Source organism: Kiritimatiellaceae bacterium (assembly GCA_013141415.1).
GTDB lineage: Bacteria > Verrucomicrobiota > Kiritimatiellia > Kiritimatiellales > Tichowtungiaceae > Tichowtungia.
Map to the genome: position 1 here is coordinate 60,773 of JABFQY010000006.1, position 26,957 is coordinate 87,729.

19 protein-coding genes and 1 riboswitch are annotated in these 26,957 nt (G+C 56.4%); of the genes, 7 read left to right on the plus strand and 12 right to left on the minus strand.

Annotated features, from left to right (window positions below):
* Positions 1-23: 23 nt before the first annotated feature.
* Positions 24-3,083, minus strand: a complete 3,060-nt coding sequence (locus tag HOO88_09060) for a DUF2723 domain-containing protein (protein ID NOU36902.1) — start codon at positions 3,081-3,083, stop codon at positions 24-26.
* Between the two features lie 100 nt (positions 3,084-3,183).
* On the opposite strand from HOO88_09060, the gene HOO88_09065 reads away from it, so the two are divergent.
* The 3 genes from HOO88_09065 to HOO88_09075 are packed head-to-tail and all read left to right on the plus strand — an operon-like array spanning position 3,184 to position 5,364.
* Positions 3,184-3,918, plus strand: coding sequence for an NERD domain-containing protein (locus tag HOO88_09065; protein NOU36903.1), 735 nt, complete (start codon positions 3,184-3,186; stop codon positions 3,916-3,918).
* 7 nt (positions 3,919-3,925) lie between these two features.
* Positions 3,926-4,471 (plus strand): DJ-1/PfpI family protein, encoded by a 546-nt coding sequence (locus HOO88_09070; protein ID NOU36904.1) that lies wholly within the window; start codon positions 3,926-3,928, stop codon positions 4,469-4,471.
* Positions 4,472-4,473: 2 nt separating this feature from the next.
* Entirely contained in the window at positions 4,474-5,364 is an 891-nt protein-coding gene (locus HOO88_09075; protein ID NOU36905.1) for a hypothetical protein, read from the plus strand.
* Here the strand turns inward: HOO88_09075 and HOO88_09080 are convergent.
* The 6 genes from HOO88_09080 to HOO88_09105 form a co-directional block, all read right to left on the minus strand.
* Positions 5,361-6,200, minus strand: a complete 840-nt coding sequence (locus tag HOO88_09080) for a mechanosensitive ion channel (GenBank protein ID NOU36906.1) — start codon at positions 6,198-6,200, stop codon at positions 5,361-5,363. The genes HOO88_09075 and HOO88_09080 overlap by 4 nt on opposite strands.
* 480 nt (positions 6,201-6,680) lie before the next feature.
* On the minus strand, positions 6,681-7,859 hold the full coding sequence (locus HOO88_09085) for an FprA family A-type flavoprotein (GenBank protein NOU36907.1): 1,179 nt from the start codon (positions 7,857-7,859) through the stop codon (positions 6,681-6,683).
* A 103-nt stretch (positions 7,860-7,962) separates the two neighbouring features.
* Entirely contained in the window at positions 7,963-11,043 is a 3,081-nt protein-coding gene (locus HOO88_09090) for an efflux RND transporter permease subunit (protein NOU36908.1), read from the minus strand.
* A 15-nt stretch (positions 11,044-11,058) separates the two neighbouring features.
* Positions 11,059-12,348 (minus strand): efflux RND transporter periplasmic adaptor subunit, encoded by a 1,290-nt coding sequence (locus HOO88_09095; protein NOU36909.1) that lies wholly within the window; start codon positions 12,346-12,348, stop codon positions 11,059-11,061.
* A 19-nt stretch (positions 12,349-12,367) separates the two neighbouring features.
* The gene (locus HOO88_09100; protein ID NOU36910.1) at positions 12,368-13,645 is read right to left on the minus strand and encodes a TolC family protein; all 1,278 of its coding nucleotides are present in this window, start codon (positions 13,643-13,645) and stop codon (positions 12,368-12,370) included.
* 99 nt (positions 13,646-13,744) lie between these two features.
* Positions 13,745-14,005, minus strand: coding sequence for a hypothetical protein (locus HOO88_09105; protein ID NOU36911.1), 261 nt, complete (start codon positions 14,003-14,005; stop codon positions 13,745-13,747).
* A 105-nt stretch (positions 14,006-14,110) separates the two neighbouring features.
* Positions 14,111-14,200, plus strand: a riboswitch (TPP riboswitch).
* Positions 14,201-14,232: 32 nt separating this feature from the next.
* Here HOO88_09105 and thiC point away from each other — a divergent pair.
* Entirely contained in the window at positions 14,233-15,759 is a 1,527-nt protein-coding gene (gene thiC / locus HOO88_09110; GenBank protein ID NOU36912.1) for a phosphomethylpyrimidine synthase ThiC, read from the plus strand.
* A 22-nt stretch (positions 15,760-15,781) separates the two neighbouring features.
* Here the strand turns inward: thiC and HOO88_09115 are convergent, their stop codons facing one another.
* The 4 genes from HOO88_09115 to HOO88_09130 all read right to left on the minus strand — a co-directional run bounded on the left by HOO88_09115 (position 15,782) and on the right by HOO88_09130 (position 21,267).
* The gene (locus tag HOO88_09115) at positions 15,782-17,197 is read right to left on the minus strand and encodes a sulfatase (protein NOU36913.1); all 1,416 of its coding nucleotides are present in this window, start codon (positions 17,195-17,197) and stop codon (positions 15,782-15,784) included.
* Between the two features lie 171 nt (positions 17,198-17,368).
* On the minus strand, positions 17,369-19,036 hold the full coding sequence (locus HOO88_09120; protein ID NOU36914.1) for a 30S ribosomal protein S1: 1,668 nt from the start codon (positions 19,034-19,036) through the stop codon (positions 17,369-17,371).
* Positions 19,037-19,316: 280 nt separating this feature from the next.
* Positions 19,317-20,273 (minus strand): acetyl-CoA carboxylase carboxyltransferase subunit alpha, encoded by a 957-nt coding sequence (locus HOO88_09125; GenBank protein NOU36915.1) that lies wholly within the window; start codon positions 20,271-20,273, stop codon positions 19,317-19,319.
* Between the two features lie 19 nt (positions 20,274-20,292).
* The gene (locus HOO88_09130; GenBank protein NOU36916.1) at positions 20,293-21,267 is read right to left on the minus strand and encodes a L,D-transpeptidase family protein; all 975 of its coding nucleotides are present in this window, start codon (positions 21,265-21,267) and stop codon (positions 20,293-20,295) included.
* Between the two features lie 91 nt (positions 21,268-21,358).
* Here HOO88_09130 and HOO88_09135 point away from each other — a divergent pair, with 91 nt between their 5' ends.
* From HOO88_09135 to HOO88_09145, 3 genes are all read left to right on the plus strand, one after another.
* Positions 21,359-22,114: a rhomboid family intramembrane serine protease gene (locus HOO88_09135; GenBank protein NOU36917.1), complete on the plus strand. Its 756-nt coding sequence runs from the start codon at positions 21,359-21,361 to the stop codon at positions 22,112-22,114.
* Positions 22,115-22,175: 61 nt separating this feature from the next.
* Entirely contained in the window at positions 22,176-22,955 is a 780-nt protein-coding gene (locus HOO88_09140) for a prolyl oligopeptidase family serine peptidase (GenBank protein ID NOU36918.1), read from the plus strand.
* Positions 22,952-24,385 carry a sulfatase gene (locus tag HOO88_09145; protein ID NOU36919.1) on the plus strand — a complete coding sequence of 478 codons (1,434 nt, stop codon included), beginning with the start codon at positions 22,952-22,954 and terminating at the stop codon, positions 24,383-24,385. The genes HOO88_09140 and HOO88_09145 overlap by 4 nt, the downstream gene beginning before the upstream one ends.
* Before the next feature lie 10 nt (positions 24,386-24,395).
* On the opposite strand, the gene HOO88_09150 is transcribed toward HOO88_09145, so the two are convergent.
* The gene (locus HOO88_09150) at positions 24,396-26,951 is read right to left on the minus strand and encodes an FAD-dependent oxidoreductase (protein ID NOU36920.1); all 2,556 of its coding nucleotides are present in this window, start codon (positions 26,949-26,951) and stop codon (positions 24,396-24,398) included.
* Positions 26,952-26,957 lie beyond the last annotated feature (6 nt).

Below are 26,957 nucleotides of genomic sequence, written 5' to 3' on the forward strand. Positions count from 1 at the left end.
CCTCTTCCGCTTTCCCGTTTTAATCAGAACGAAAGCGCGCCAAACCCGCCGGTCGGCTGCTGTTGCGGCGCGGCACCAAAGGGTGTCCGGATCGACGGGGAAGATGCAGGCGGAACAAGCGTCTGGAAACGTGGATCCTTCCATAGCGGCTGGAAACGCTGGTCTTTTCGTAATACAGTGCGAATCGGCTCGCCGCCTTTTTCAACCACGCTCTTAATCGTTTCGAGAGCCTGTCCGGTGCGGCCCGTCGCCGTGCGTACAGCCGCCAGTTCGATCTGAACATGGAGGTCATCCGGTTTGGCTCCGAGATATTTCAGGATGACCGGCTCGACCAGATCAACGCGGTTCATTTGCGTCAGCATCTGCGCAAGTTGCAGGTAGATTTCCGGCGGAACATTCAACCGGAGCACTTCGCCAAGAAGCTGCCGCATCGGCCCCTGCTCCTGTAACGCATTGTAAATCTGAAGAAGCTCAAAGGTCGCGTTGATGTCGGAGGTCTGTCCTCCGCGCAACAGAGATTCCAGCTCGGCTTTGCGCAGTATCATCTTCTGCATCTGCTCAATCTGCTTCAAAAATCCCTGTGCATTATCATTGTGAACATCCTGAGCAACGAAATCAGAAATTACCTTATGAGCCGTATCAAGACGGCGTTGGCGCATATAAAGGTCAGCCAGCCGGAAAACAGCTTCCGGGCTGAGCGGATACAGCTCAACGGACTGCTTAAAGGCGTATTCCGCCTCTGCCATGTTGCCACGTGCTACATACAGTCCGGCAATGGCGCTGCGCAGTTTGGAAAAGGTTTTGCGGGCGCATACATCGCGGGTGAACTTCGAGTCGCTAACCAGCCGCTTGGTGTACCAATCCCAGAACTCATGATCGTTTTTAATCATTTCCGGCGTGATTTCCGTCGGCTCATTATTGATTTTCATGATGAGTCCGTGCGGCGTCAGATACGGATACATCCAGGGAATGACGTAACTTTCTTCGACATAAAAACTGCGCTTGAGAAGCTTGCCGTCCGGGCCGACCGGATTACGCGGAACAACAGCGGAACCGGATTCCCGGGTGGATTCGTCCGTCTTTACTTCTGCGATGTACTGGTTGTGGTCGAAAATCTGTTTACAGAGAATCCCATTGATCTTCATGACGCCGCCGACGCCCTGAACCTGTACGCGACCGCCTTCGATCTTCACATCCGCGTCGGCGGTATTTCCGCTCTGAACGCTCTGTATGTATTCCTGAAAGGCGCGGTTGCTGTCGGCCAGCGACGGAATCCAAAGCTGGTCGCCGTAGAGGTCACGGGTGGTGTTCATGAAGGTATTGTCGGCCAGCGCGTTCTGGGTGATAAGGTAAACGTCAGGCCGAACACCCGGACAGTAGATCATGTAGGTCGGCACAAACCGTCCCGGATCGGTACCGCCGAAGAAAAGCGCATTGGTTTCCATCGGCGGCGGATAATTATTTTTGCGCAACGATTCGGGATACTCGTTCCAGACCTTTTCAAACTCGGCATCGGAAAGGCGCCGTTCAAAAGGAAAATATCCCTCGTAACTGAGATCCTCTTTGATCCCTTCGATCCCGCGCAATTCCCAGTTGCCGAACTGCCAGCCGAAGTCGTGGCCGTTTTGTTCAGAACCGCCAACGACCTTGAACTGTTCTTCGTTGTAATAGTTTTTATGAATCAGAGAAAACGGCAGCAGGAAAACAAGCAATGTGCCGACCCATTTCGTAACCGGATTATTCCCGACCAGCGCTTCGAGCCACGCCATCAGCAGCAGCAGACCGTAGCCGATCCAGACCGCATAAATGGCGTGCGACTGGATGTATTGAACGCGGGCAATAAACAGCGTCTGAATGTCGAGTTTCGGATTCTGCAGGATGATGAAAAGAATTCCCACACCGACAAATGCCGCCACGGTTGTCAAAAGCCAGTCGCGGTTTTTCCGTCCGATGCGCACAATGAAGGCGAATGGCAGAACGGCCAGCAGGGCCACCGGCCCGAAAAACTGTGCGCGCAAGTCGTGAAGGTAAGCACCAACCTGCTTCAGGAACATGGGCGAAAAAACGTCGGTCAGCGTGACTTTTTCATACTGCCCGCGGGTGATGGCGTGCATGAACCCTTCCCATGTGCGCGGATAGCCCCAGTTGATCGGCGGGTTCTGCTCCGAAGAGAGCGGCATATAAAGATAAAAAGACAGGCCCAGAAGCATCAGCAAATAGGTGGCGCAACCCGTCTTTCCGTTCGGCAGAACCAGTCCAAGCACCGGAACGGCCACCGCATAGATCGTCCAGAACCAGAATCCGATATTTTCCGGTCCTGACACCCAGCACCAGTTCGCATACTGCGGGTCGGCGGCCATCACTTTGTTGAGGATGACCATAACAACATAAAACAACCCGACTGCCGCGAAGTCACGGGCAAGCCGGATGTGGCGCAGCAATACGGCCAGAGCCACGCCAGCACCCATGAACAAAAGAGTCTGGTGGTTGGTCAAGCCGAGTCCGAAGGTGAAGGCCATCAGGAAAAGCGGTTTGGGGTTTTCCGGCTCCATCATCCAGCGGTAGAGAAATAACAGCACGGCGGTCTGGAAAAGAATGTTGAGCGCGTAAACTTCAGCGATCACCGACTGCGACCACATACCCTGACTGAACGCCAGCAACAGTCCGCCGGAAATACCGGCCACACAGCAGAAAAGGCTTTCCGTTTTCTCGCCGAGCACATTGGTTTCTTTTTTCAGACTGTGCAGGATGTCTATACCGGAACGGCTCACCAGCAGAGCCAGGACGCTGCAGGCCAGCGCGCCCGCAAAAGCGGAACAGAATCCGACACCCCATGCAGGGTTCGGATAACCACGATAGGTTACACCGTTGAAAACCCATTGAAAAAACCAGGTTAAAAGAGACCAGATCGGGTAGCCCGGAGGGTGCGGCACGCCGAGATAGTCGGATGCAACGATCAGTTCGCCGGAGTCCTCCAATGTAACCGTAGGCGCGAGCGTCAGAGTATAGATGACGAGAGCAATCAAAAATGTCAGTCCGAAAGATATCCAGTCGGCGCGGCGGAAAAACGGTTTCGTATTCAAGACAGTGCCTTTCGTTCGAATATTGGAGTCCGAAAGATAAGCCCTTTTTGGGCCTAAAGGTCAAGTTTACAGACAGCGCAAACTCCTGTATGTTCAATTCATGAACAACGAAAAAATCAGCCCCCGCTTTGCAAAAGTTTACGGCAGTCCCGGTCAAGGCCCCCGCACCCTTGGCCCGTTGCGCGTTTTCTGGCCGTTAATTCCCATCTGTCTCGCGACGGGCTGGCTTTTGCACGCCGCCGTTCCAGTTCCGCACATCTCGATCTCGCAGGCCGGTCTGCTGTTTGTTCTGCTCGCCGTCACGCTGGCTCTCTTCATCGGCTGGAGTACGAGGCGTCTGCAAAGTTTTCTCCGGGGAGCGGAAGGAGAAGAAACCGTCGCGCGTATTCTTTCCTTCCTGCCGGCCAATCATACGGTTTTCCACGACCTGCAGCTCGACCCCGGCGGCCCGGCATTTGATCATATCGTCGCCGCGCCCGCCGGAATCTTCGTCATTGAAACCAAAAACTGGGCCGGCGAAATCCGTTTTGAAAACGGACAGGTTCTCTGCAACGGACACGCTCCGAGCCGTCCGCCGCTCAAACAGGTTCGTGAAGAAGCCGCCGCATTGATTGATCATCTCACCGCCGTCGGCTGTCCGGCGGCACCGGTTTATCCGGTCGTCTGTTTCGTCGGCAACCGCCCGCAGGGCAACCTCGCGAATGTCGGCGGCGTACGAATCTGTACCGAAACCGATCTGCATGAACTTTTCGAAAACACACTCGAAACGCCTATTCCGGCCGGCACACTCGGTATGATTGCCGGCGAACTGGCCCGCTGCGTCGAAGACAAATAAGGAAGCCATGATCCGCGCTTTGATTCCAATCGCCGACGGCTGTGAAGAAATGGAAGCGATCATCATCGCCGACACGTTCCGCCGCGCGGGCTGGAACGTTGTACTGGCCGGATTGAACGGAACCGCACCCGTCACCGCCTCGCGCAAAGTAAAAATTATTCCCGACGCCCGCTGGGAGGAACTCGATCTGCTTTCGTTCGACCTGCTCGTTCTGCCCGGCGGCGCGGGCGGCACCAAAGCGCTCTGCGAACACGACGGCGTACAGGAAACGATCCGCGTTTTCGACATCGAAGAAAAATGGATCGCCGCTATCTGCGCCGGGCCGCTTGCGCTCCATAAAGCGGGCGTACTCAAAGGCCGCGCATTCACCTGCTTTCCGGGCGTTGAAAAAGAAATGCGCCGCGCCGACCGGTCGGACGACGCCGTCGTTGTCGATCGTAATCTCGTCACCAGTCAAGGCCCCGGCACCGCTTTTGCTTTTGCCCTCAAACTGATCGAACTGCTCGACAACCCCGCCGCGGCGGAAAAAGTCCGCAGCGGATTGATCTACTGATTATGAAAACCGGAAACAAAGTCCGCATCCTGATCAATCCGAACTCCGGAATGGGCGTGGCCCTCGACCGTATCCACGGAGCGCTCATCGAACACTGGGACAAGCCCGGCAACGACCTTTCCATTCAGTTCAGCACATCCAAAGAAGACGGACAGGCCAAAGCCCGCCGCGCCGTGGAAGACGGCGTCGGCCGACTGCTGGTGGTTGGCGGCGACGGTATGGTTAACACGATCGGCAGTGTGCTGATCGGTACCGACACCGCGCTGGGCGTTATTCCCGCCGGAAGCGGTAATGGGTTTGCGCGCCATTTCGATATTCCGCTCGACCTCGTCAAAGCCACCGTGGCGCTCGCCTCAGCTTCGACACAACGAATCGACGTCGGCTTCGCCAACGGCCAGCCGTTTTTCGTCACCTGTTCGCTGGCATGGGACGCCGCGCTGGTAAACATCTTTGAAAAATCGCCGATACGCGGTGTACTGCCCTACATTTTTGCCGGCGTTTACCAGTTGTTCGACTATACCCCGCAACCATTCACCTTCTGCATTGATGACGGAGAAGAGTTCGCCATCGACGATCCGCAGGTTTGCACCGCCGCCAACCTCTCTCAATACGGCGGCGGCGCGCAGATTGCACCCGGTGCCGAAGCCGACGACGGGCAACTTCTGCTTGTCACCGTCCGCAAGCGCGACATGCCTGTGGTGCTGTTGATGATTGGAAAACTCTTTGACGGCACGATCGACCGCTTAAGCGGAATACACACCAAACCGTTCCGCACGCTGACCGTCCGGAGACAAAACGCAGGGCCGATGCAGCTCGATGGAGAACTGATTACAGCCCCGGCAGAAGTAAAAATAACCGTCCAGCCCCGTGCACTGAACGTGCTCGTTCCTTAAACGTCGTGTTTGTAGAGGTGCACATCGCGCTGCGGAAACGGCATCGTGAATCCATCGGCATCCAGCCGCTTCTTGATGGCTTCCGTCAGCGCGAACGAAACGTCGCCGTAATCTTCCGACTTCACCCACGGACGAATAGCCATGTCCACACTGCTTTCCGCCAGCTTCAAAACGCCCACAAATGGCGCGGGGTCTTTCAGTACACGTGGCTCCTTCGCCAGCAGATCCAGCAGTGCCACTCTGGCTTTGTCGATGCTGTCGCCGCAGCCGATGCTCGCTGTCAGGTCGAGGCGGCGCGTGCCTTCGGCGGAATAGTTGGTAATGCTGTCGCCCATCATTTTTGAGTTTGGCACGATCACCCGCTTGTTATCCGGCGTCGTCAGCGTCGTCGTAAAAATATGAATCGCCTTCACCGTACCGCCGGTTCCGGCACCTTCAACGTAGTCGCCGATTTTGAACGGACGGAAAATAATCATCATCACGCCGGACGCAAAATTGGAAAGCGAGCCTTGCAAAGCCAGACCGACGGCCAACCCGGCGGCGCCCAACACGGCGATGAACGAAGTCGTCTGCACGCCGAGCTGACCGAGCGCGGCCAGCACCACAAAAACCATCAGCGCGGCAAAAGCCATGTTCACCGTGAACGTCACCAGCACCGGATCGACATGAGCCTTCAGCATTCCCTTTTCCAGACCGTTCTGAAGCCTCTTCGCAATCCAGCGCCCGACAAAAAAGATCAGAAGCGCCGCAACCAGTTTAAGTCCGAACGTCGTCAGCAGCGTCTCCGCCTTTGCCATCCATTCCGGCGTACTGCTCAACATCTGCTGAACACCCATTACCGCACTCTCGACTGCATTCGTTTCCATGAAGCCCTCCTTGTTTTCGCCGCCAGCATATTGCGCCGCCGGAGATTTGTCTTGTCGAAATTAGCGATAAAACATTCTGGAGTGCGGCGGCAAGCATAGCGCGACGCCGCTTTCAATGAATAGAGCGGTCTCGCGCCTGCGGGTTGCCGCTCCCTTTGGTCGCTCCAGCCTACGGCTGAGACCAATACGCTGACCGGCGGTTCGGTTCAATTCAGCGATCCGTCTTGGACAAATTATTCCAACCGCTATTACCGTGTCTCCATGCCGCAGTAGCGGCGCTCCAAAACGTAGACGCGACGCCCTCGTCGCGTTACTGCCGAATAAAAAAACGCGACGAGGGCGTCGCGTCTACGTTCAATGCCGCGCCCACCGGACGCGGCCACAGAATTCCAAGATGGAAGCGGCATCGCTGCCGCTCTGGGCTGAGCGGCTGGACTCGACCGAAGGGGTTTACATCAATCCGGCGGCGCGGTGTTTGGCTGCAATGGTGTCGGCCAGCGTGTCGAGTTCGGCCAAGGCATCGGCTTTCGGGTGGCCTTTGGCGATGACCGCTCCGACGACTTCCACTTTCCATGACGGTAGCAATTCCGCCGCCTTTTGAAGCGGGCCAGGACTCCAGCCGTAGGAACCAATCACTGCGGCAAATTTCGCTTTCGGTTTCAGCCGGTCGAGCAGAAACGCTGTGTTGACCGCCACCGGATGCAAAGCCGCCATAATGACCGAAGAGCCGAGCACGATGGTCGCGGCATCCGTCAGAAAACCCGCCAGCTCATTCAAAGGAACAGTAACCAGATCCTTCAGTGCCACCTTTACACCGCGTTTTTCGAGCGCGGCCTGAAGATGTTCGGCCATGATTTTTGTACTGCCGTGCGTCGAAACATAGGCGATCAAAGCCAGATTCTCCGGCGCACCGCGCATCCATTTTTCGTAGAGATCGAGAATGATCTGCGGCTTGTCATAGACGGAGCCGTGGCTCGGGCAGATCATTTCGATATCCAGAGCCTTGATGCGGTCGAGGTGTTTCGCCGTCATCTTGGAATAGAGCATCATAATCTGGACGTAATACTCTTTGGCGCCTTTATAGACGGCAGGATTGTCGCCCGCTAAAATATTAGTGAAGGAGTGGTGAGAGCCAAGGAAGTCACATGGAAAAAGAATTTTGTCTTCCGGAATGTAGGTGATCGCAGTTTCCGGCCAGTGTACCCACGGGCAAAACATAAAGCGGATGGTTTTATTGCCGAGCGAAACTTCGCCGCCGTCAGCAACCACTTGAATCCGGTCATCAGGAATCACCATCAAGTCCTGCAACATCTCTTTATTCTTCTGCAGGCAGAGCAAGGTCGCTTCAGGATATTTTTCCAGCAGAACCGGAATGGAACCGGAATGATCCTGCTCGGCGTGGTGCGATACGATGTAGTCGATTTTTTTGACGCCTTCGAGATTCGCCAGCAGAACATCCAGAAATTCCGGCTCAACCGTGTCAAACAGCGCCGTCTTTTCCGATCCGACGACCAGATAGGAGTTATACGTTGTCCCCTGCGAAAGCGGCAGCAACCCATCAAACACCTTCCGATTTGGATCCAGCGCACCGACCCAGAAAATATCCTTCTTAATCGCAATCTTGCTCACGACAGCTCCTTGTTAAATGGTTTACCAGTTTCCACGGAGCGCCCGCCGTTTACAATCCCGGAATGCGGCCAGTTACCGCATTCCGGCAATAAACTTATACAATTCACCCTGTTTTAAGCCGCTCCTTGCGCCGCTCGACCAGGCTGTAAATCGTCGGCAGAACAATCAGCGTCAGCAGGGTCGAAGTGATCAGTCCGCCCATGACGACCACGGCCAGCGGCTTCTGAATATCGGCCCCCGAACCCGTGGCGTAGAGCATTGGAAGATGGCCGATAAAGCTGGTCAGCGCCGTCATCAGCAGCGGACGGAACCGCAGGTCGCACCCTTCGCGAATCGTCTCCGCCACCGACCGTCCGCGTTCGCGCAGCTGCCGAAAGAAGGCCACAAGAATCACGCCGTTCTGAACCGCGATCCCGAGCAGTACGATAAACGCGACCGCCGCAGAAACCGAAAGCGGCATCCGGAACGCCACAACCGCCACCACGCCGCCGATCAGCGCGAAGGGCAGATTCAGCAATACCAGCAGCGAGTTGCTCACTGACCCCAGTGCCAAGTAGAGCAGCACCAGAATGAGCAGGAGCGCCATCGGCACGACGAACGAAAGCTGCCGCATGGCGCGCTGCTGGTTTTCGTACTGGCCGCCGTATTCGATGAAATAGTCCGGCGGCAGTTCCTTGATCAACGGCGCGAGACTCGTCTGCACATCCTGAACGAAACCGCCCAGATCGCGGCCCCGCACGTTGGCTTCAACGACCACGCGCCGGATACCATTTTCGCGGCTTACCTGCGCCGGCGCCTCGACCATCCGGATATCCGCCAGCTGCGCGAGCGGAACCCGCAGGCCGTTCGGCGCCGGAATCAGCAACTGCTCGATCTGCGCAATATCGCCGCGCGCCGATTCAGGAAACCGCACGACGACCGCGATCCGCCGCTGCCCTTCGATGAGCGTACCGGCAACCTTTCCGGCGACTGCCGTTTCAATCACGGCGTTCACGTCTTCCACGTTGATTCCGTAGCGGGCGATGGCTTCCCGGTTGATGACAACATCGATCTGTTCCGCGCCGGAAATCTGTTCGACCCGTACGTCCTCGGCGCCGCGTACCGCCCGCATAACCGGCGCGACGCGATCCGAGAATTCCTTAAGCACCGCAAGATCCGGCCCGAACACTTTTACCGCCAGATCGCTTTTCACGCCGGAAATCAGCTCATTAACCCGCAGAGCAATCGGCTGAGAAAAGGAAAGCCGCAGTCCGGGGATCACCGCCAGATCTTTTTGAATGGCTTCAATAAGTTCGGTCTTGTCGCGTCCGCTTTTCCACTGTCGACGCGATTTCAGCATGATGAAAACGTCGGTCTGCTCCGGCCCCATTGGATCTTCGGATATCTCGGCCCGGCCGGTTTTGCTCACGACGGTTTCGATCTCCGGAAATTTCCGCAGCCGTTTTTCAATCACGCCAGCCACGAGCGCCGAACCATCGAGCGAAGCGTTCGGCAGCCGCACGACGTTGATGGCAATAGCACCCTCATCCAGCGGCGGCATAAACTCAGTTCCGACAAACGGAACCAACGCGAGCGTGGCGGCCAGCACGGCGGCGGCGATTCCCAGCGTGAAACGCGGACGGGCAACGGCGCGATCCAGCACCCGCAGATACCATGCGTGAAACCGGCGGATGAATCCGAATTCTTTTTCCGGCGCCTGCTTCAAGAAGGTTGCGGAAAGCACAGGAATGATCGTCAGCGCCACGGCCAGCGAGGCGAACAGCGCGATCAGCATAGTCATAGCCAGCGGAGCGAACATTTTCCCTTCGATGCCCTGAAGCGTGAACAGCGGCACCAGAATCACTACGACGATCAAAACCGAAAAGGCCACCGGACGCGCCACTTCGATGACCGCTTCGGCGACCGTCTTCCGTTTATCGGCATCTGCCGGAACCTCCGCCAGACGGCGGCGGACATTTTCCACCACCACAATGGAGGCATCAACCACCATCCCCACCGAGAACGCCAGCCCGCCTAGACTCATCAGGTTAGCGCTCATCCCCAGCCAGCCCATGACGATGAAGCTGGCGAAAAAAGTGAGCGGCAGAGAAATCACGACGATCAGCGACGTACGCAGTTCCGCCACAAAAAGGAAAAGAATCAGGATCACAAAAAAACAGCCTTCCAGCGTCGCGTTCACGACGGTGCGCAGACACGCTTCGATCAGTGAGGTGCGGTCGTAGAAAACATTCAGGCGGACATCTTTCGGCAGCGTATCACCAAGTTTGGCGATGGCGGTTTTGACGCGGTTGACCACATCGTGGGAATTTTCGCCCTTGAGCATGATGATCATACCGGCGACCGCCTCGCCCTGCCCGTCGCGGGTCACCGCGCCCTGGCGCGGTTCGGCGCCGATGACGATGTCGGCTACGTCGCGCAGATAGACCGGCGTGCCGTCGTCAGCCCGCAGTACAATCCGTCCAATGTCCGGAATATCCTGAAACAGCCCGACTCCGCGCAGATAAAACTGCTCCCAGCCGCTCACAAGAATTCCTCCGCCCGCATTGGCGTTGTTACGCTCGACGGCTTCGACGACGTCATTTGCGGTCAGTCCGTAGTTGAGCAGACGTTCCGGCGAGACCAGCACCTGATACTGTTTCACCGAACCGCCGAAACTGTTGACCTCGTTGACTCCGGGGATGGGTTTCAGACGCGGTTTGATCAGCCAGTCCTGAATCGTGCGCAGTTCCATGGGATCGTGCGTGTCGTTGTCCACCGTGTATTGCAGAATCTCACCGAGCCCGGTGCTGATCGGCCCGAGTTCGGGTTCAACGCCCGGCGGCAGTTCGCCGCGCGCCATTGCCAAACGCTCAAACACGACCTGACGCGTCCAGTAGGTATCCACGCCGTCTTCAAAAACGATTACGACCTGCGACAGCCCGGCCTTCGACAGCGACCGCACCTGCTTTACTTTCGGCAGACCGCCCATAACCTGCTCGATCGGATAACTGACCCGCTCTTCCACGTCAACGGCGGTAAGCCCGGGAGCCTTGGCCAGAATCATCACCTGAATATTGGTGACGTCAGGAAACGCATCGACCGGCAGCGTCTTCCACGCAAACAGTCCGGCACCGGCCAGAATGAGCGTTCCGAGAATGACCAGCATCCGCTGCTGCAAAACAAAATGAATAAGCTTATCTAACATGGCGAAATCCTTCCGTTAATCCGCGCAACCGGCACCCATTTTTTCGCGCAGCACATCCGACTTGAGCAGGAACGCGCCTTCGGCCACCACCGTTTCGCCGGCTTGTAAACCGTCGAGAATTTCCACCATGCCGGAAAACTCACGACCTCGCTTCACGTCCTGACGGACATAGAAGTCGTCTTTCCAATGTTTGAAAACAAACGATTTTCCTTCATCCGCGAACACGGCGGACTGCGGCACAGCCGGCGCTTCGTCGACCTGTCCGCTGCCGAGCGAAAGGGTCGCTTTGCAGAACATCCCCGGACGCAGTTCCATGCCGGAATTATCAACCGTGGCCCGCACTTTCACGGTGCGGGTCTGCTCGCTCATGGTAGCGCCTACATAGTCGAGCTTCCCCTTAAACAGCCGCCCGGGAAACGCATCGACGGTGATTTCAACCGCAATGGGCCCGCTCTTTTCAGCGGCCAGCAGTTTCCCCAGATCGCGCGAATGCACGGCGGCCCAGACCCAGACGGTCGTCAGATCGGAAAGCAGCATCAGATCTTTACCGGTCTCTACCATTTCGCCGGTTACCGCATGCTTCTCGATGATCGTGCCGGAAACCGGCGCGCGAACCGGCAGACGCCCGGCTTCCATTTTCAGCGTTCCATCAAGATCCGCTTCCGTCAGCCCCAGCACGTGCAGCATCTGTTCAGATGCTTTGAGATCGCTCCGGTGCTGCTCAAACGCCATGCGCGCCTCAATCACATCCTGACCGGAGCCCACATTCTGCTCCATCAGTTTTGTTTCGCGGTCGAGAATTTTACCGGACAGCTCACTCAGCGTGCGGTTGCGCTCATACTCCGACATGGCTTTGCCGAGTTCCACGCTCGCCAGCGTGAGCAGCAGGTCACCCGCCTTGACGCGCGCTCCGATATCCACCGGCACGGACTCGATGATCCCGGCGATGCGGGGACTGATATGCACCGCCGCATTGTCGTTCAGAACCACCTCTCCGGTGACCGGCAAGGCTTCGGACATTTCAGCCCGCGTCACCACTTGCGTTCGCACCAGCCCAGAGCCGTCCGCGCTTTTCATCAGACTGGCATCCAGTTTTACAAGACCGACTTCATACCGGCATTCGGCACACTGATAGATCGGTATGCCGCACTCGCAGTTTTCGGACAGACGCTGATCCAGCGAAGTTTCCGCCGTTTCACTGCCGGCATTCGGCTCAGCCGTTTTTTCTTTTCCGCATCCGCCCGCCATTGCCAGCAGGACGAAAAGCCCGCCAGTCATCATCAGTTTGTTTTTGTTCAGTTTCATAAAAAATCTCCGTTTGCTTTTATTGAATGGTATTGAGCGGCGTTCCCGTCAGCCGCTCCACGTCCGCCGCCGCCTTGTGATAGGCCGCCAAAACATCGAGGTAGCCGGACTTCGCTTCGCTGAGCGTGCGCTGAGTATCCAGCACCTCCAGATAACCGTATTTGCCGGCCCGGTAACCGATCTGTGCCGTATCGAAAGCCCGCTGTGCGCCGGGCAGCAGTTCCGACTTAATCGTCAGAGCCTCCGCCCGCGCCGTTTCAAGCCGGTTGCAGGCTTCAGCCAAATCTGTTTTTACACCCAGACTGATCGCGCGCTGTTCGTACTCCGCACGAAGAGCCTGATGCTTCGCCGCAAAAATTCCGCCCGCATTCCGATCAAACAGCGGCAGAGGAATCGATAGACCGACAATCCCGGCCGTTGAGCCGTCTTCCTCGAAGCGGCTGACACCGGCACTGATTTCGATGTCCGGAATACGTTCCGCCTTGGCCAGCGCGAGTGATTCCCGTCCTGACGTCAGCACTTCGCGCTCGCGAGCAATCTCCGGCGTGTTGCCGAGCAACGCAAAAAGTTTTTCCATCGACGGAATGTCAGAAACCGCACTCAGATCTCCGGCGGCTTCTGTGAACACCGGCACCGTTCCGCCCCAGGATGCAGCAAGGCGTTTGCGGGCCGTATCCAGTTCGCGTTTCGCCCGATCCAGCGCGATTCGGGCCGCCGCTAACTCGACACCCGCTTTCGTTTCTTCAAGCGGCGCAACTTTCCCGGAACGGACCCGTTGTGCCGCAGCCGTGCGCACATCCTCCGCAACGGTCAACAGTGATTCCGTCAAGGCCAGCCGACCCTGCGCCAGAAGCACGTCCACAAACGACTTTTTCGTTTGCGCCAGCACATCCAGCCGCTTCGCCTCGTAGTCCCATCCGGTCAACCGGGCCTCAGCCTGCGCCACGCGCTGTCGCTTACCCCGTTTGCCGCCCAGTTCTATGGATTGACTCAACTGTACGGAGGTTTCTGCGCCGCTGTACCCGCTCCGTATTCCTGAACCTCCGAATTCCGAGGCCTGAAGTTCAAGTCGCGGATTCGGCAGAGCGCCCGCCTGCCGTGCGGTTCCTTCTGCGGCCAAAACTCCGTGCGACGATGCCGTCAATTCCGGACTGTGCGCCAAAGCCAATTCAAGCGCTTGACGAAGATCGAGAACGCTGCCCGGTTCGACTTGCGCCCGGGCCGGTAACCCCGCACCCAATACGGCGAGCGTGAGCGCGATAAACGCGCCGGTGTTCCTGTAAAATTTTTGTTTCATAAACAGTCCTGTGCTGGATTGAAAAAATAGAACCGTCCCCGAATGCAGGGCCGGATTAAGAAAATACTGCGTCGTACGACGGCAGCCGGGATGAACGCATTACGCCAAAGCTGGCGGACGGAAAATATCAGCCGCCAGAAAAATTCCAAGACAGCACGATTCTGAATCCACCACGCGATGAGAAGCCGGTTCCGTCACTTCGCCGGAGTGATCGCGGCAATTGGAAAATGTCATGCAATTACAAATGCACAAACAATCTGAGGCGCAATCGGCTTCGTGCGTATCCGCGCAAGCCGGAACCGGCGCAATCAATGCCCCGATAACCAATACGACGGCCAGCACTTTCAGGAATCGCAACATGAAAACAAGTTGAACAATTCAGAGAGCGAAGTCAATCTCGCCGCCAGACGGAAGTAAAAAACACGCTTAAAAGGCTTCTCTCATCTGCCGGAAGCAGTATAGTGCCGCCTTTGCTGGGGGTGCCCTGACGGGCTGAGAAACCACCCTTTGAACCTGCGCGGATCATGCCGCGAAGGGAAGCGAACGGTTCTTCTTCCGCTCTCTTCCCGCCCTTGGAAGGAAAAGAGATGAAACAAAATTCAGATTACGGCCCGTTTTTCCCGCACTCGCGGAAAGTTTACGTCAACGGATTGCAACCCGGCGTACGCGTCCCGTTCCGCGAGATCGAACTGGCGCACACCATCACCCACTACGGAAGCGAAAACCGCAACGCGCCGATCCGCGTTTACGACACCGCCGGACCGAACACCGAAGGCCCGCTGCCCGCTCTGCGCGCGCCGTGGATTGCCGGACGCAAACACGCCACGCAACTGGAATATGCCCGCGCCGGAATCATCACGCCGGAAATGGAATTCGCCGCCATCCGCGAATCGGTCACGCCGGAATTCGTCCGCGATGAAATCGCCGCCGGACGCGCCATCATTCCGCTCAACCGGATGCACCCCGAAGCCGAGCCGATGATTATCGGCCGTAAATTCCGCACCAAAATCAACTCCAACATCGGCAACTCTGCACTCGGCTCTTCCATTCCGGAAGAACTCGAAAAAATGCGCTGGTCGATTCTCTGGGGCGCGGACACCGTCATGGATCTCTCCACCGGTAAAGATATCCACGCCACCCGCGAAGCCATCCTGCGCCACTGCCCGACGCCGATCGGCACCGTTCCGCTTTATCAGGCGCTCCAAAAGGTTGACGGCGATGTGAACAAACTCTCGTGGGAAGTTTACCGCGACACGCTGATTGAACAGGCCGAGCAAGGCGTTGACTATTTCACCATCCACGCCGGCGTTCTGAAAAAACATATTCCGCTCGCCGCCAAACGGCTCATCGGCATCGTCAGCCGCGGCGGCTCAATCATGGCGCAGTGGATGCAGAACAAAGGCAAAGAAAGTTTTCTCTACACGCACTTTGAAGACATCTGCGAAATCATGCAGAAATACGACATCACCTTCTCGCTCGGCGACGGACTTCGCCCCGGTTGTCTGGCCGATGCCAATGACGAAGCCCAGTTCGGCGAACTCAAAACGCTCGGTGAACTGACGCAAGTGGCGTGGAAATACGGCTGTCAGGTGATGATCGAAGGCCCCGGCCACGTTCCGATGCACCTCATCAAAGAAAACATGGATCGCCAGCTGACCGACTGTCATGAAGCGCCCTTCTACACCCTCGGCCCGCTGGTCACCGATCTTGCCGCCGGTTATGACCATCTCAACAGCGCCATCGGCGGCGCGATGATCGGCTGGTACGGTTGCGCCATGCTTTGCTACGTCACACCGAAAGAACACCTCGGCCTGCCGAACAAGGAAGACGTCCGCGAAGGCGTCGTCGCCCACAAAATCGCCGCGCACGCCGCCGACTTAGCCAAGGGAATTCCCAACGCGCAGGATCGCGACAACGCCATCAGCAAGGCCCGTTTTGAATTCCGCTGGGAAGATCAGTTCAATCTCTGCTTCGACCCGGAACGCGCGCGCCGCTTTCGCGAGCAGTCCATGCCGCCGGGCGAAAAATTCGACGTCAAACAGCGTTACTGCTCCATGTGCGGCGAAAAATTCTGCTCCATGCGCATCAACCACGACATTCGGAAAGATTCCTGAACGGCAGTTTCATCCCGATGGATTAGTCGGTCTTCGCGTCTGTTGACGCGGGCTTCTTCTTATAGAATTTGTCTCGATGATCTTCCGCTAGAACTCTGAGCCGTTCGGCAATTTCTGGATACCGGCTGATGACATTAGTGGTTTCGTATGGGTCGTTCTTCATGTCGAAAAGCGACAGCTCGATCGGCTCCTGTCTGGATTCACCTGACTTACCGTCCGTACCGGGTTTGATGAGTTTTCTATATTCGTGGGGCAACAGAAGCTTCCATTGTCCGTCGCCGCTGATAACGCCCTGCATCTCGGTATCGAAAGAGATCGGGTAATAAACGTGAGGATTTTTTGCACCGGGCTTTCCGGTGATCAGATCGAGAACATCCTTCCCGTCAATCGGGTTTTTTGGAAGCTCCGCTCCGGCCAGCCCGACCAGAGTCGGCAGCACGTCAATGGAACACCAGGCCTTATCCGAAACCGACCCCGCCTTGATCACGCCCGGGTATTTAACCGTGCAGGCCACTCGGGTTCCGCCGTCAAAACTGGTCGCCTTGCCTTCTCTGAACGGAGTTACCCCCGCATGGTTTCCGTAGGTCAACCACGGACCGTTATCCGACGTAAACATCACCAGCGTATTTTCATCCAGACCGTTGTCTTTCAATGCATGCATAATCTGGCCGACCGACCAGTCGATTTCCATTATCACGTCGCCGTAAAGACCGGCCCCGGATTTTCCTCTAAACTCCTTGCTGCAGGCCAGCGGCACATGGGGCATGGAATGCGGTACATAAAGGAAGAAAGGGGCTTCCCTGTGACGATTAATGAAATCAACAGCATGTTCCGTATACCACTTCGTCAGATGGTTCTGATCTTCCGGCTCAATATCTTCGATTGCGATCGTGCCGTTTTCCCAGAACTGAAGAGGGAAATTATCAAACCACCGCATATGCGGATGATGTCTCCACATATCGTTGGAATACATCAACCCGCACGACTCATCAAAACCTCTGGCATGAGGTCGTGTATCCGGCTCATCGCCGATGTGCCACTTCCCGAACGCCGCAGTAGAATAGCCCTTCGCCTTTAGCACCTCGCTCAAAGTCGCGAATTCGGGACTTAGGCCTCTTTGGCGCGGCCCGATTGCGCCGAACACATGTGTCCGTCCCGGGTCGCAACCGGTCAGCAGGGCTGCACGGGAAGCAGAGCATACTGCTTGCGGAACGTAAAACTGACTGTACCGGCAACCTTCATCGGCAAGCTGCTTCACATTCGGAGTCTCGTAAGATGGATTACCGAACGGCTTAAAATCTCCCCAGCCGGAGTCATCCAGAAAAATAATCACAAAATTCGGAGGCCGCTTCTCTGTCTTCATAGATCCCTCTCCGCCCGCCGCCGCAGTAAATGCCGCAGTCAGACCTAAACTTCCCAGGATTACCTTCCGGTTCATCAACATCTCCGTGATTTATCCGATCCGTTTTCAAATGGCGATGTGGATGATATATCGCTGGTCTGGCATAAGCAAGTAGCGCTCTCTTCCAGCCGATTTTTATTCCAACAAAAAAACCCGCCCCGAAGTTTCGGAGCGGGTTATTAAAGCGGAAGTCAGCCCTCTGCTTTATTATGATTTCTGGCCGGGGTGCCATTCTTCGTTGCCGGTCAGCAGACCGTCGAACGCGGAAGAAAGGTCAACCAGTTCTTCGCCCGGACGCAGACCGGTGAGCAGCTCGTCGCTGATCTCGAAGTCTTCATCCGCGATCTTGGCCGCTTTGATGCTGAGGCCGATCCGGTGTTCAACCGGGTCGATCTTAACAATACGGGCTTCCACCTGATCGCCGATATTGAGCACGTCTTTGACTTTTTCAACGTGTGCATCGCTGATCTGGCTGATGTGAACCAGACCGTCGATTCCGTCTTCAAGTTCGACAAACGCGCCGAAGTTGGTGAGCTTGGTGACTTTACCGGTGATCTTCTGGCCTTCTTTATAGGCGTCGGTAATACGGGCCCACGGATCTTCCTGAGCCTGCTTGAGGCCCAGCGAGATGCGCTGATTGGCGGAGTCAATTTCGAGTACGATGGTTTCGACTTCCTCGCCCTTCTTGAGCACTTCGGAAGGATGGTTGATTTTGCGTGTCCACGACATGTCGGACACATGAATCATTCCATCAACGCCTTCTTCGATTTCAACAAATGCACCGTATGAGGTGAAGTTGCGCACCTTACCCTTGACCAGCGAGCCGATCGGGTATTTGAGCGCGGCGACTTCCCACGGATTTTCTTCGGTCTGGCGCATGCCGAGCGAAATCTTCTTGTCGTCCATGTTGATCGACAGCACGACAGCCTGAACTTCTTCGCCGACTTTGAGCACATCGGAAGCGCGCTGAATGCGCTTGGTCCATGAAATTTCGGAAACGTGAACGAGACCTTCGACACCTTCTTCGATTTCAACGAACGCACCGTACGGAGCGAGGCTGACGACCTTGCCGCAGATGCGGGTGCCGATCGGGTACTTGGCGTCGATATCCTGCCACGGATTGGAAAGGGTCTGCTTCAGACCGAGCGAAATGCGTTCCTTGTCGAGGTCGATATCGAGAATCATCACTTCGATCTGGTCGCCAACGCGCACCATTTCGGTCGGATGATTGATGCGGCCCCAGCTCATGTCGGTGACATGAAGCAGGCCGTCGATCCCGTCGAGATCCACGAACGCGCCGAAGTCGGTGATATTCTTGACCGTGCCCTTGCGGAGCTGACCGACCTTGATTTCGCCGAGCAGTTTAAGTTTCTGTTCGCGGCGGGTTTCTTCGATGATCTCGCGGCGGGAAACCACAATGTTTTTGCGCTCTTTGTTGATTTTAAGAATTTTAACCTGAAGCGTACGGCCGATGTAGTCGTCGAGGTTGCGAACCGGAACCACGTCAACCTGCGAGCCGGGCAGGAATGCGTCGGCACCGATATCGACGATGAAACCGCCCTTGATGGCGCGGGTGATCATGCCTTCGACCAGACTGCCTTCTTCGCAGTCGTTGACGATATGATCCCACTTGCGCTGCTGTTCAGCGCGTTTCTTGCTGAGAACAACCATGCCGTGGTCGTTTTCGAGGCTTTCGAGAAATACTTCGATGGTGTCGCCGACCTGAACGGCGGCTACGTCTTCGAATTCGTCGCCGTCAACGATGCCTTCGGATTTGTAACCGATATCAACGAGCACTTCGTCGTCCTGGATGCGGAGCACTTTACCCGGCACGATTGAGCCGACGGTGAAGTCCTTGAGGGTGTTGCTGTACATTGCATCGATCGCGTCTGCGTCTTTGCCGATGGTGAGTGTATCTGCCATGATGTTTTACTTTTTCTGTCCGGTGACGTCTGCGTCCGCATTGCGCGGGGCACTTACATCCCGGGGTTATTTTCTTTCTCTCCGCAGACGCTCACAGCCACCCGGCCGGTTAACTCGCTTCCTGCGGTTCACAAAAGAGCGGACATCCTAGTGTTTCAGCCTTCAAACTCAAGGCCCAAATCAAATTTTCCCGATGCCATTAAAAAATAAGCCGCTCCGGAAAATTCGCGGATCATCCATTAAAAACGCCCATGGCGCGGAACTTGTCGTAGCGTCCGGCCATAAGCTGTTCCGAAGACTGTTCTTTCAGTTCTGCCAGATTACGCAAAAGAATCGTTTTAAGATTTTCGGCGGCAGCTTTCGGATCGGTATGCGCCCCGCCCTTCGGCTCCGGAACGACTTCATCGGCCAGCTTGTTCGCGATCAAGTGCTGAGCGGTAATCTTGAGCGCCTCGGCGGATTTGTCGGCATAAGCACGATCCTTGAACAAAATCGCGGCGCAACCTTCAGGCGAAATGACGGAATAATAGGCGTGTTCGAAAATCAGGATGCGGTCGCCAATGCCGATACCGAGCGCACCGCCGGAGCCGCCTTCGCCGATAATCGCCACGATAATCGGCACGCGGATATTAAACATTTCGCGCAGGTTGACGGCGATGGCTTCGGCAATATGACGCTCTTCGGATTCGAGACCTGGAAACGCGCCGGGAGTGTCGATCAGCGTAACCACCGGCACATTGAATTTATCGGCCAGTTTCATCAGACGCAGCGCTTTGCGGTAGCCTTCGGGATAGGCGCAACCGAAGTTGCATTCGAGATTGCTCTTGGTATCGCGCCCTTTCTGCGAGCCGATGATCATGACTTTCTGTCCATCGATTTTCGCAAAACCGCCGATAATGGCGCGGTCGTCGCCGTGAATCCGGTCGCCGTGAATTTCGACGAAGTCGGTGGTCATGTTCCGGATGTAATCCAGTGTATAAGGCCGGTCGGGATGACGGGCGACCTGAACTTTCTGCCACGCGGTCAGGTTGCCGTAGATTTGGCCGCGGGTCGCGGCGATCTTTTCCTTCATCAGCTCAATCTCGTGCGAGACGTCGATATCCTGCTTCTTGCTGAAGTTCTCCAGCTCGTGCATTTTCTTCTCGAGTTCAAGCACCGGTTTTTCAAAAGGCAGTGTAAAAGGCGGCATAGCACAACTCCTGAGTTGGTTATTCGCTGATGATGACTTCTGTTCCGCGCGGAATCAGAAGGTAAAGCTCTTCGACATCTTCGTTCAACATGCGGACGCAGCCATTACTGGTTTCCGCCCCGATGCTGTCACGCAACGGCGTTCCGTGAATACCAAATCCTTTAATGTCAGGTCGGGTCGCATCCTGAATCGACATCCAGCGCGTTCCTAAAATATTCCGCGGATCGCCAAACTTAATCGTGCCGCCGCCCGGAGGTGTCCAGTCGGGATTCGTCTGGTGTACGACGGTCTGAAATTTTCCGAGCGGTGTCTTACCGTTCACGCCAAGGCCGACAACATAACGCTTGAACAGCTTTCCGTTCATAGTCAGATCGAGCGTTTTGGTCGACTTATTCACCTGTACAACAAACGGCACGACAGGCATCAGCAGACGTCCGCCGGGGAAAATCGTATTGTTTTCCATCTTGTTCATCTTGCGAATCATCTCGACCGTGGTTTTGTTCAGCCGCGCAATCTTATCGAGCGAATCGCCGGGCTGAATGACATAACTCTTTTTCTCCGGCGTCAGCGTCTGGGAAAGGAAAAGCTGTACGTTAATACGCCCCTGAACGCGCATGGCGTTGTTCTTAAGGCTCTCGTCGCCAGCCGTTGCAATCACTTCGCTGAGCAGATCGCGCGCCTGCTCCAGACTTCCGGCCGCAGCGAGACTCTGAGCACGGGTGAAAAGCTGCTGGGCGCGGGAATCAGTAGTGGAAACGGCGGGCGCGGCTTGAGCGACCGGCGCGGGGGCCGGAACCGGAGTCTTAACCGGCTGGGCCGCCGGTTTTTCCTGAGCCGCCGACTTGGGTTCGGTCGCTTTAGCTGAACGGCTGTCCATCCACAGACACACGCCGATCACCGCCGCGGTTACCGCCAGCACAACCAGTCCGGTCTTAACAAACCTACCGTTGGGCTTGTGCTGCTCGTCATACGATTTTACAAAAATATCTGCCATTTTTACGTCCTGAGTCTCTGCAATTGGGTGGGGAAGTTAATTTAACCGGCTCCCTTTTGCAATTCATTAAAAATTGGTTATGATGCCGACCATGCGAACTGCAACTCAGGATTCTTACGGCAACCCGACCGAAATGACTTTCGGCGTCCAGCTGTTGCTCATTATCAATATCGTCGCCTACGTCATTGAACACGTTTTGGGCTTTCCGCTGAGCCGTTTCGGTGCCCTACAAGCCGACTGGTGGACCACCTACAGCGTCTGGCAACTCCTCTCCTACCAGTTTATCCATCAGAGTTTCGGCCACCTGCTTTCCAATATGATGGGACTTTACTTCCTCGGCCCGGAAACCGAACGCACCATTGGCACCAACCGCTTTTTCGCCCTCTACTTCCTCAGCGGCATCCTCGGCGGACTTGGCTGGTCGCTTCTCTCGCCCTACGGCTCCTGCGTCGGCGCCTCCGGCGCCATCTTCGGCGTACTCGGTGCCTACGCCGCGCTCCACCCCAAACGCGAACTCATCCTCATCTTCTTTCCGTTCATGCCGATCAAAGCGTGGGTATTCGTCCTCCTGATCGGACTCTATGAATTCATGCACGTTCTCGCCGGGCCCGGCGGACATATCGCCAACGCCGCGCACCTTGGCGGCGGCATCGTCGGCTACATCTACGCCACCGTCATCGGACGCCCCGACATTATGCATAAACTCGGAAAGAAATTCCGGCCATCGAAAAAACCACCTGTCAGCCGCGCCGAAATCGACCGCATCCTCGATAAAGCTGCCCAGCAAGGTATGCACTCGCTGACGAGCCGTGAACGCGACCTGCTCAAACGCGCCGGAAAACAGTAAAGCAAAAAGAAAGGTGACGATGAAAAAACGAATACCGCACGGTTTAACCGTGCTGGCATGCATGTCGGTTCTACTAGCTTCCGCGTTCACCCATGCTGCTGCAGAAGAGTCACAGATAGAGGCCCGTATCTTCCAAAGCAAAGACGGCGGCACCATGCCTTACCGGATTCTCAAACCGGCCAATTACGATCCCGGTGTAAAATATCCGCTGGTGCTGTGCCTCCATGGCGCCGCCGGATGCGGAGCCGACAACACAAGCCGGGGAACAGAAGCTTTTACGGCCCTGTCGGCGCCGGAAGTGCGAAAGGCATATCCGGCTTTTCTTCTGACACCTCAATGTCCGTCCGGAAAACGATGGGTCAACACGCCGTGGAATGAAGGCTCCTATTCCACTACCAATATACCGGTCAGTGAGCAGATGAAACAGGTCATGGAAATTCTCGATTCCGTGGAAAAAGAATTCAGCATCGATCCGTCCCGCATCTACGTCACGGGACAATCCATGGGCGGTTATGGAACCTGGGACATTGTTCTGCGTAATCCGCACAAATTTGCCGCCGCCGTTCCGGTGTGCGGTGCAGGCGACCCCGGTCAAGCAAAGAGTATCGCACACCTTCCGGTCTGGGCGTTTCACGGCGAGAAAGACCCAACGGTTCCGGTTGCCGGTTCGCGGGAAATGATTCGGGCTCTCAAAGAGGCTGGCAGTGCGGCCCGGTACACCGAATATCCCGGCGTCGGACATAGTTCGTGGACACCGGCATGGAAGGATAAAGAATTGATTCCGTGGCTGTTCAGTCAGCGGAAAGCAGTCGAACCCGTCAGCAAGGCGATGGGTAAATGAAAAAGCCGAATATCGTCTTCATCCTGATCGACGATATGGGCTGGAAAGATATCGCCTGCTGCGGCAGCGAGTTTTACGAAACTCCGAACCTCGACCGGCTGGCCGGTCAGGGTATGCGGTTCACCGATGCCTACGCATCCTGCCCCGTCTGCTCGCCGACCCGGGCGAGTATCCTCGCCGGAAAATATCCGGCAACGGTGGGAATCACCGACTGGATTGACTCGGACAATTATGTCCATCCGGCGCGCGGTAAACTCATTGATGTTCCCTACCTGAAGCAGCTGCCGACCTCCGAGTATTCGCTCGCCAAAGCGCTGAAGGCTGGCGGCTACCGCACCTGGCATGTCGGCAAATGGCACCTCGGCGGCGACGGATACCTGCCGCAGAACCACGGCTTCGATGTCAATATCGGCGGCGGACGGCAGGGCTATCCCGGACCGGGCGGCTATTTCAGTCCATGGACCATTGAAGCGTTCAAAGACGTCGTCGTTCCGGACGGAACCGATCTCACCGACTACCTGACCGATCAGGCCATCAATCTGATTCGCGAAAAAAGCGATGCGCCGTACTTCCTGAATCTGTGGCACTACACCGTCCATACGCCTATTCAGGCCAAGGCGGACAAAATCAAAAAGTATGAAGACAAGGCCAAAGCCATGGGCCTCGATGAGATGAAGACCTTCGAGGAAGGCGACTTCTATCCCTGCGAACACAAAAAGGATAAACGGATTCTCCGCCGCCTCGTTCAGTCCGACGCCGTCTATGCCGCCATGATCGAAACGCTCGACGACAACATCGGACGTCTGATGGACGCCATTGAAGAATCCGGCGAAGCCGGTAACACCATCGTCATCTTCACCTCCGACAACGGCGGACTGGCGACCGCCGAGGGCTCGCCGACCTGCAACGCGCCGCTGGCGGAAGGAAAAGGCTGGATGTACGAAGGCGGCACGCGCGAACCGTTATTTATCCGCTGGCCCGGCGTGATTGACGCCGGCTCCGTCTGCCGCACACCGGTCACCAGCCCCGACTTCTACCCCACTCTGCTCGAAGCCGCCGGACTCGATCTGATTCCCGGCCAGCACGTTGACGGCGTAAGTTTTCTTCCGCTCCTGAACGGCGGAAAAATTCCGGAGCCGCGCGCCATCTTCTGGCACTACCCTCATTACGGAAATCAGGGCGGAACGCCCGGCTCCTCCGTCCGGCTCGGAAACTACAAACTGATCGAATTCTTCGAAGACGACCGGATCGAACTCTACGGTCTGGAAAACGATCCGGGCGAAACGCAAAACCTTTCCGGTAAACTGCCTGAACTTGCCCGAAGCATGCGGGAAACCCTGCATCAGTGGCAGCGGCACGTCGAAGCCAAAATCCCCCAGCCAAATCCGGAATGGAAAAACTGCATCGCAACCGTCCCGGTCGCCTTGTAATTAAACCAAACTACAGCTTTATCATTTCGAGCGCGGTTTCGGTGTCGAGGCCGCGGGTGACGCTGAGCAACAGCGGATTAGTCAGTTTCACGTCGCCGAGCAATACGCCGCCGACCACCTTGCCGTCTTTGAAGTAGATCTTCCGGTATTTGCCACTCAGTTCGTTGTACTCCATAATCTGTTCGTACTTTCCGTCACCGGCACCGAGGTCGCCGATGGAAAACAGCGAAGTGCCGAAGGCGGCCAGCGTCGCGCCGTAGAGTTTGCATGCGTAGGTTTTGTCATCGCCCGCAATATTGGCTCCGGCGACATTGCCTTGCAGCGACGCCGGTTCCCACAGTCCGCCGCAGCGTCCGTTGACGGCGGCGCAGTCGCCGACAGCGTAGATGCCGGAATCCGACGTCTGCATCCGTTCGTTGACTTCAATGCCGCGATCGACATGCAGTCCCGCCGCTTTCGCCAGTTCCACGTTGGGGCGGATGCCCGCCGAAACAATCACGATGTCGGCAGGAATTTCCTGCGGTGCGCGGGTTTTAAGTCCGGTCACTTTGCCTTCGCCGAGAATTTCTTCGACGTAAACGCCGTAATGAATTTCGACGCCGCTCTTCTGAATGATTTTGGTGAAGAGCGGTGAGCCGTCAGGATCGAGCTGGCGCGGCAGTACCGACGGACAGGCTTCCAGCACCGTCACGTTGTGGCCGAGCCGGTGAAGCGCGTCAGCGGTTTCGAGGCCGAGCAGTCCGCCGCCGACAATCGCTACTTTTTTCGGTCCGCCAGCGAGCAGTCCGTTCAGACGGTCAAAGTCGGTCTTTTCGCGCAGCGCCACCACTTCCGTCAGATTCGCCCCCTGAATCGGCGGAATAAAACACGAAGCGCCGGTGGCCAGCACCAGTTTGTCGTACTTCACCGTTTTGCCATCGGCCAGCCGGAACGACTTGTCGCGCGGCGACAGGCTTTCCACCGTCACGCCGAGATGCAGGTTGATCCGGTTCTTTTCATAGAAATGTTCCGGATGAATAAAGTATTCGGTGTCTTCGACCTTGTCGGCCAGCGCACGGGTGAGCACCGGACGGTAATACGGCAACAGCTCCTCGCGGGTGTAGAGATCAATCTGCGCTTTGTCGTTGCGCTTGCGCAGCGCTTCGGCGGCGGCGAGCCCGCCCGCGCCGGAACCGATAATGGCGACGCGCATTTCACGGTCGTCGCGGAACGTGACGACTTCGGGCGTGTACTCGATAAACGCCTCCTGCCCTGCGCCGCAAACCGGGCAGTTCTGCGGCGGCATCGCCCCTTCGAACACTTCGCCACAGACGGTGCATTTCCAGTAGGTCTTGCCGGTAGCGTCGGTTTTCAATTTCACCCACTCCTCCTGAAGTTTCTTGCCGAACTTCTGTCCGTACTTGCGGGCCTTGGCGAGTTTGTCTTTGTTTTCCGGATTGAAAACCGTTTTGAACGCGGGTTCGACGGTCTTCATGCGCAGCAGGCTCAGTCGGCCCATAACCATGTCCGGCCCTTCGCCGCTCCAGCCGTAGCTGCCGAAAACGCCAGCGAGTTTGCCGCCTTCGGTGATGCCATTGAGTCCCATCGCCAGATTCATAATCGGCGGCAGCGCGTCGCCGTTGATCGTACAGGTGCCGAGCAGAAAGCCGTCGGCTTCTTTGATTTCCGCCAGCACTTTATCGTGATCTTCCGTCACCATATCGCGCAGACTGACGTCGGCATCGATCACGTCGCGGACACCGGCGCTGATTTCGCGTGCCAGCCGTTCACTGTAGCCGTAAGCGGAAACAAAGGCGGTGACCACTTTCGGTTTGCTGCGCTTTTCTTTTTTCGCCGGTTTGCTCCACTGATCGTAGAGGCCGATGTAATGCGGAATATCTTTGCGCAGTACCGGCCCGTGCCCGCAGCAAATCGTTTCGATCGCCAGCGGTTTGATGCGCTCCAGCGCATACTGCACATACGGTTTGAACGGCCCCATGATGCAGTTGAAGTAATACTGATACGCTGGGGTGAAATCCCCGTCGATCTGATCGTTGAACACCTTGTCGTCGGCGTAGTGACAGCCGAACGAGTCGCAGGTGACCAGCGTCTTGAGTTCCGGAATGTAGGTATAGATGGAATCCGGCCAGTGCAGAAACGGCACGGAGAGAAACTGCAAATGGATGTCATCAATCGCAATCACTTCGTCATCAGCCACCGCTTTACCGGGAATTTCACGGTTGCAAATGTCGCGCAGATAACTTAGCGCCACGTTGGATGCGAGCACCTTGGCGTTCGGCGCGTAGTCGAGCAGCTTTTCCAGCGAGCCGGCGTGGTCGGGTTCGGTATGGTCGATCACGATATAATCAATCGTCGCCGGATCGCAGACCTCTTTGATGTTTTCGAGAAACCGGTCGAAAAACTTCAGCTTCACGGTTTCAAACAGCACCGTGTGGTTTTCCGTCTTCAGGATGAAGCTGTTGTAGCTGGTTCCGTATTCCGTGAACATCACGATATCAAAAACCCGGATGTCATGATCCTGCACACCGACCCAGTAGAGATTTTCCTTAACCTTCAGCGCACTCATGTTCAG

Excerpts from the sequence above, each read along its gene's own strand:
- HOO88_09065 (NOU36903.1), top strand. The coding sequence starts at position 3,184 with ATGAACAACGAAAAAATCAGCCCCCGCTTTGCAAAAGTTTACGGCAGT.
- HOO88_09130 (NOU36916.1), bottom strand. The coding sequence starts at position 21,267 with ATGGCAGATATTTTTGTAAAATCGTATGACGAGCAGCACAAGCCCAAC.
- HOO88_09075 (NOU36905.1), top strand. The coding sequence starts at position 4,474 with ATGAAAACCGGAAACAAAGTCCGCATCCTGATCAATCCGAACTCCGGA.
- HOO88_09100 (NOU36910.1), bottom strand. The coding sequence starts at position 13,645 with ATGAAACAAAAATTTTACAGGAACACCGGCGCGTTTATCGCGCTCACG.
- HOO88_09070 (NOU36904.1), top strand. The coding sequence starts at position 3,926 with ATGATCCGCGCTTTGATTCCAATCGCCGACGGCTGTGAAGAAATGGAA.
- HOO88_09120 (NOU36914.1), bottom strand. The coding sequence starts at position 19,036 with ATGTACAGCAACACCCTCAAGGACTTCACCGTCGGCTCAATCGTGCCG.
- HOO88_09115 (NOU36913.1), bottom strand. The coding sequence starts at position 17,197 with ATGAACCGGAAGGTAATCCTGGGAAGTTTAGGTCTGACTGCGGCATTT.
- HOO88_09135 (NOU36917.1), top strand. The coding sequence starts at position 21,359 with ATGCGAACTGCAACTCAGGATTCTTACGGCAACCCGACCGAAATGACT.
- HOO88_09095 (NOU36909.1), bottom strand. The coding sequence starts at position 12,348 with ATGAAACTGAACAAAAACAAACTGATGATGACTGGCGGGCTTTTCGTC.
- HOO88_09105 (NOU36911.1), bottom strand. The coding sequence starts at position 14,005 with ATGTTGCGATTCCTGAAAGTGCTGGCCGTCGTATTGGTTATCGGGGCA.
- thiC (NOU36912.1), top strand. The coding sequence starts at position 14,233 with ATGAAACAAAATTCAGATTACGGCCCGTTTTTCCCGCACTCGCGGAAA.
- HOO88_09145 (NOU36919.1), top strand. The coding sequence starts at position 22,952 with ATGAAAAAGCCGAATATCGTCTTCATCCTGATCGACGATATGGGCTGG.
- HOO88_09090 (NOU36908.1), bottom strand. The coding sequence starts at position 11,043 with ATGTTAGATAAGCTTATTCATTTTGTTTTGCAGCAGCGGATGCTGGTC.
- HOO88_09140 (NOU36918.1), top strand. The coding sequence starts at position 22,176 with ATGTCGGTTCTACTAGCTTCCGCGTTCACCCATGCTGCTGCAGAAGAG.
- HOO88_09125 (NOU36915.1), bottom strand. The coding sequence starts at position 20,273 with ATGCCGCCTTTTACACTGCCTTTTGAAAAACCGGTGCTTGAACTCGAG.
- HOO88_09150 (NOU36920.1), bottom strand. The coding sequence starts at position 26,951 with ATGAGTGCGCTGAAGGTTAAGGAAAATCTCTACTGGGTCGGTGTGCAG.
- HOO88_09080 (NOU36906.1), bottom strand. The coding sequence starts at position 6,200 with ATGGGTGTTCAGCAGATGTTGAGCAGTACGCCGGAATGGATGGCAAAG.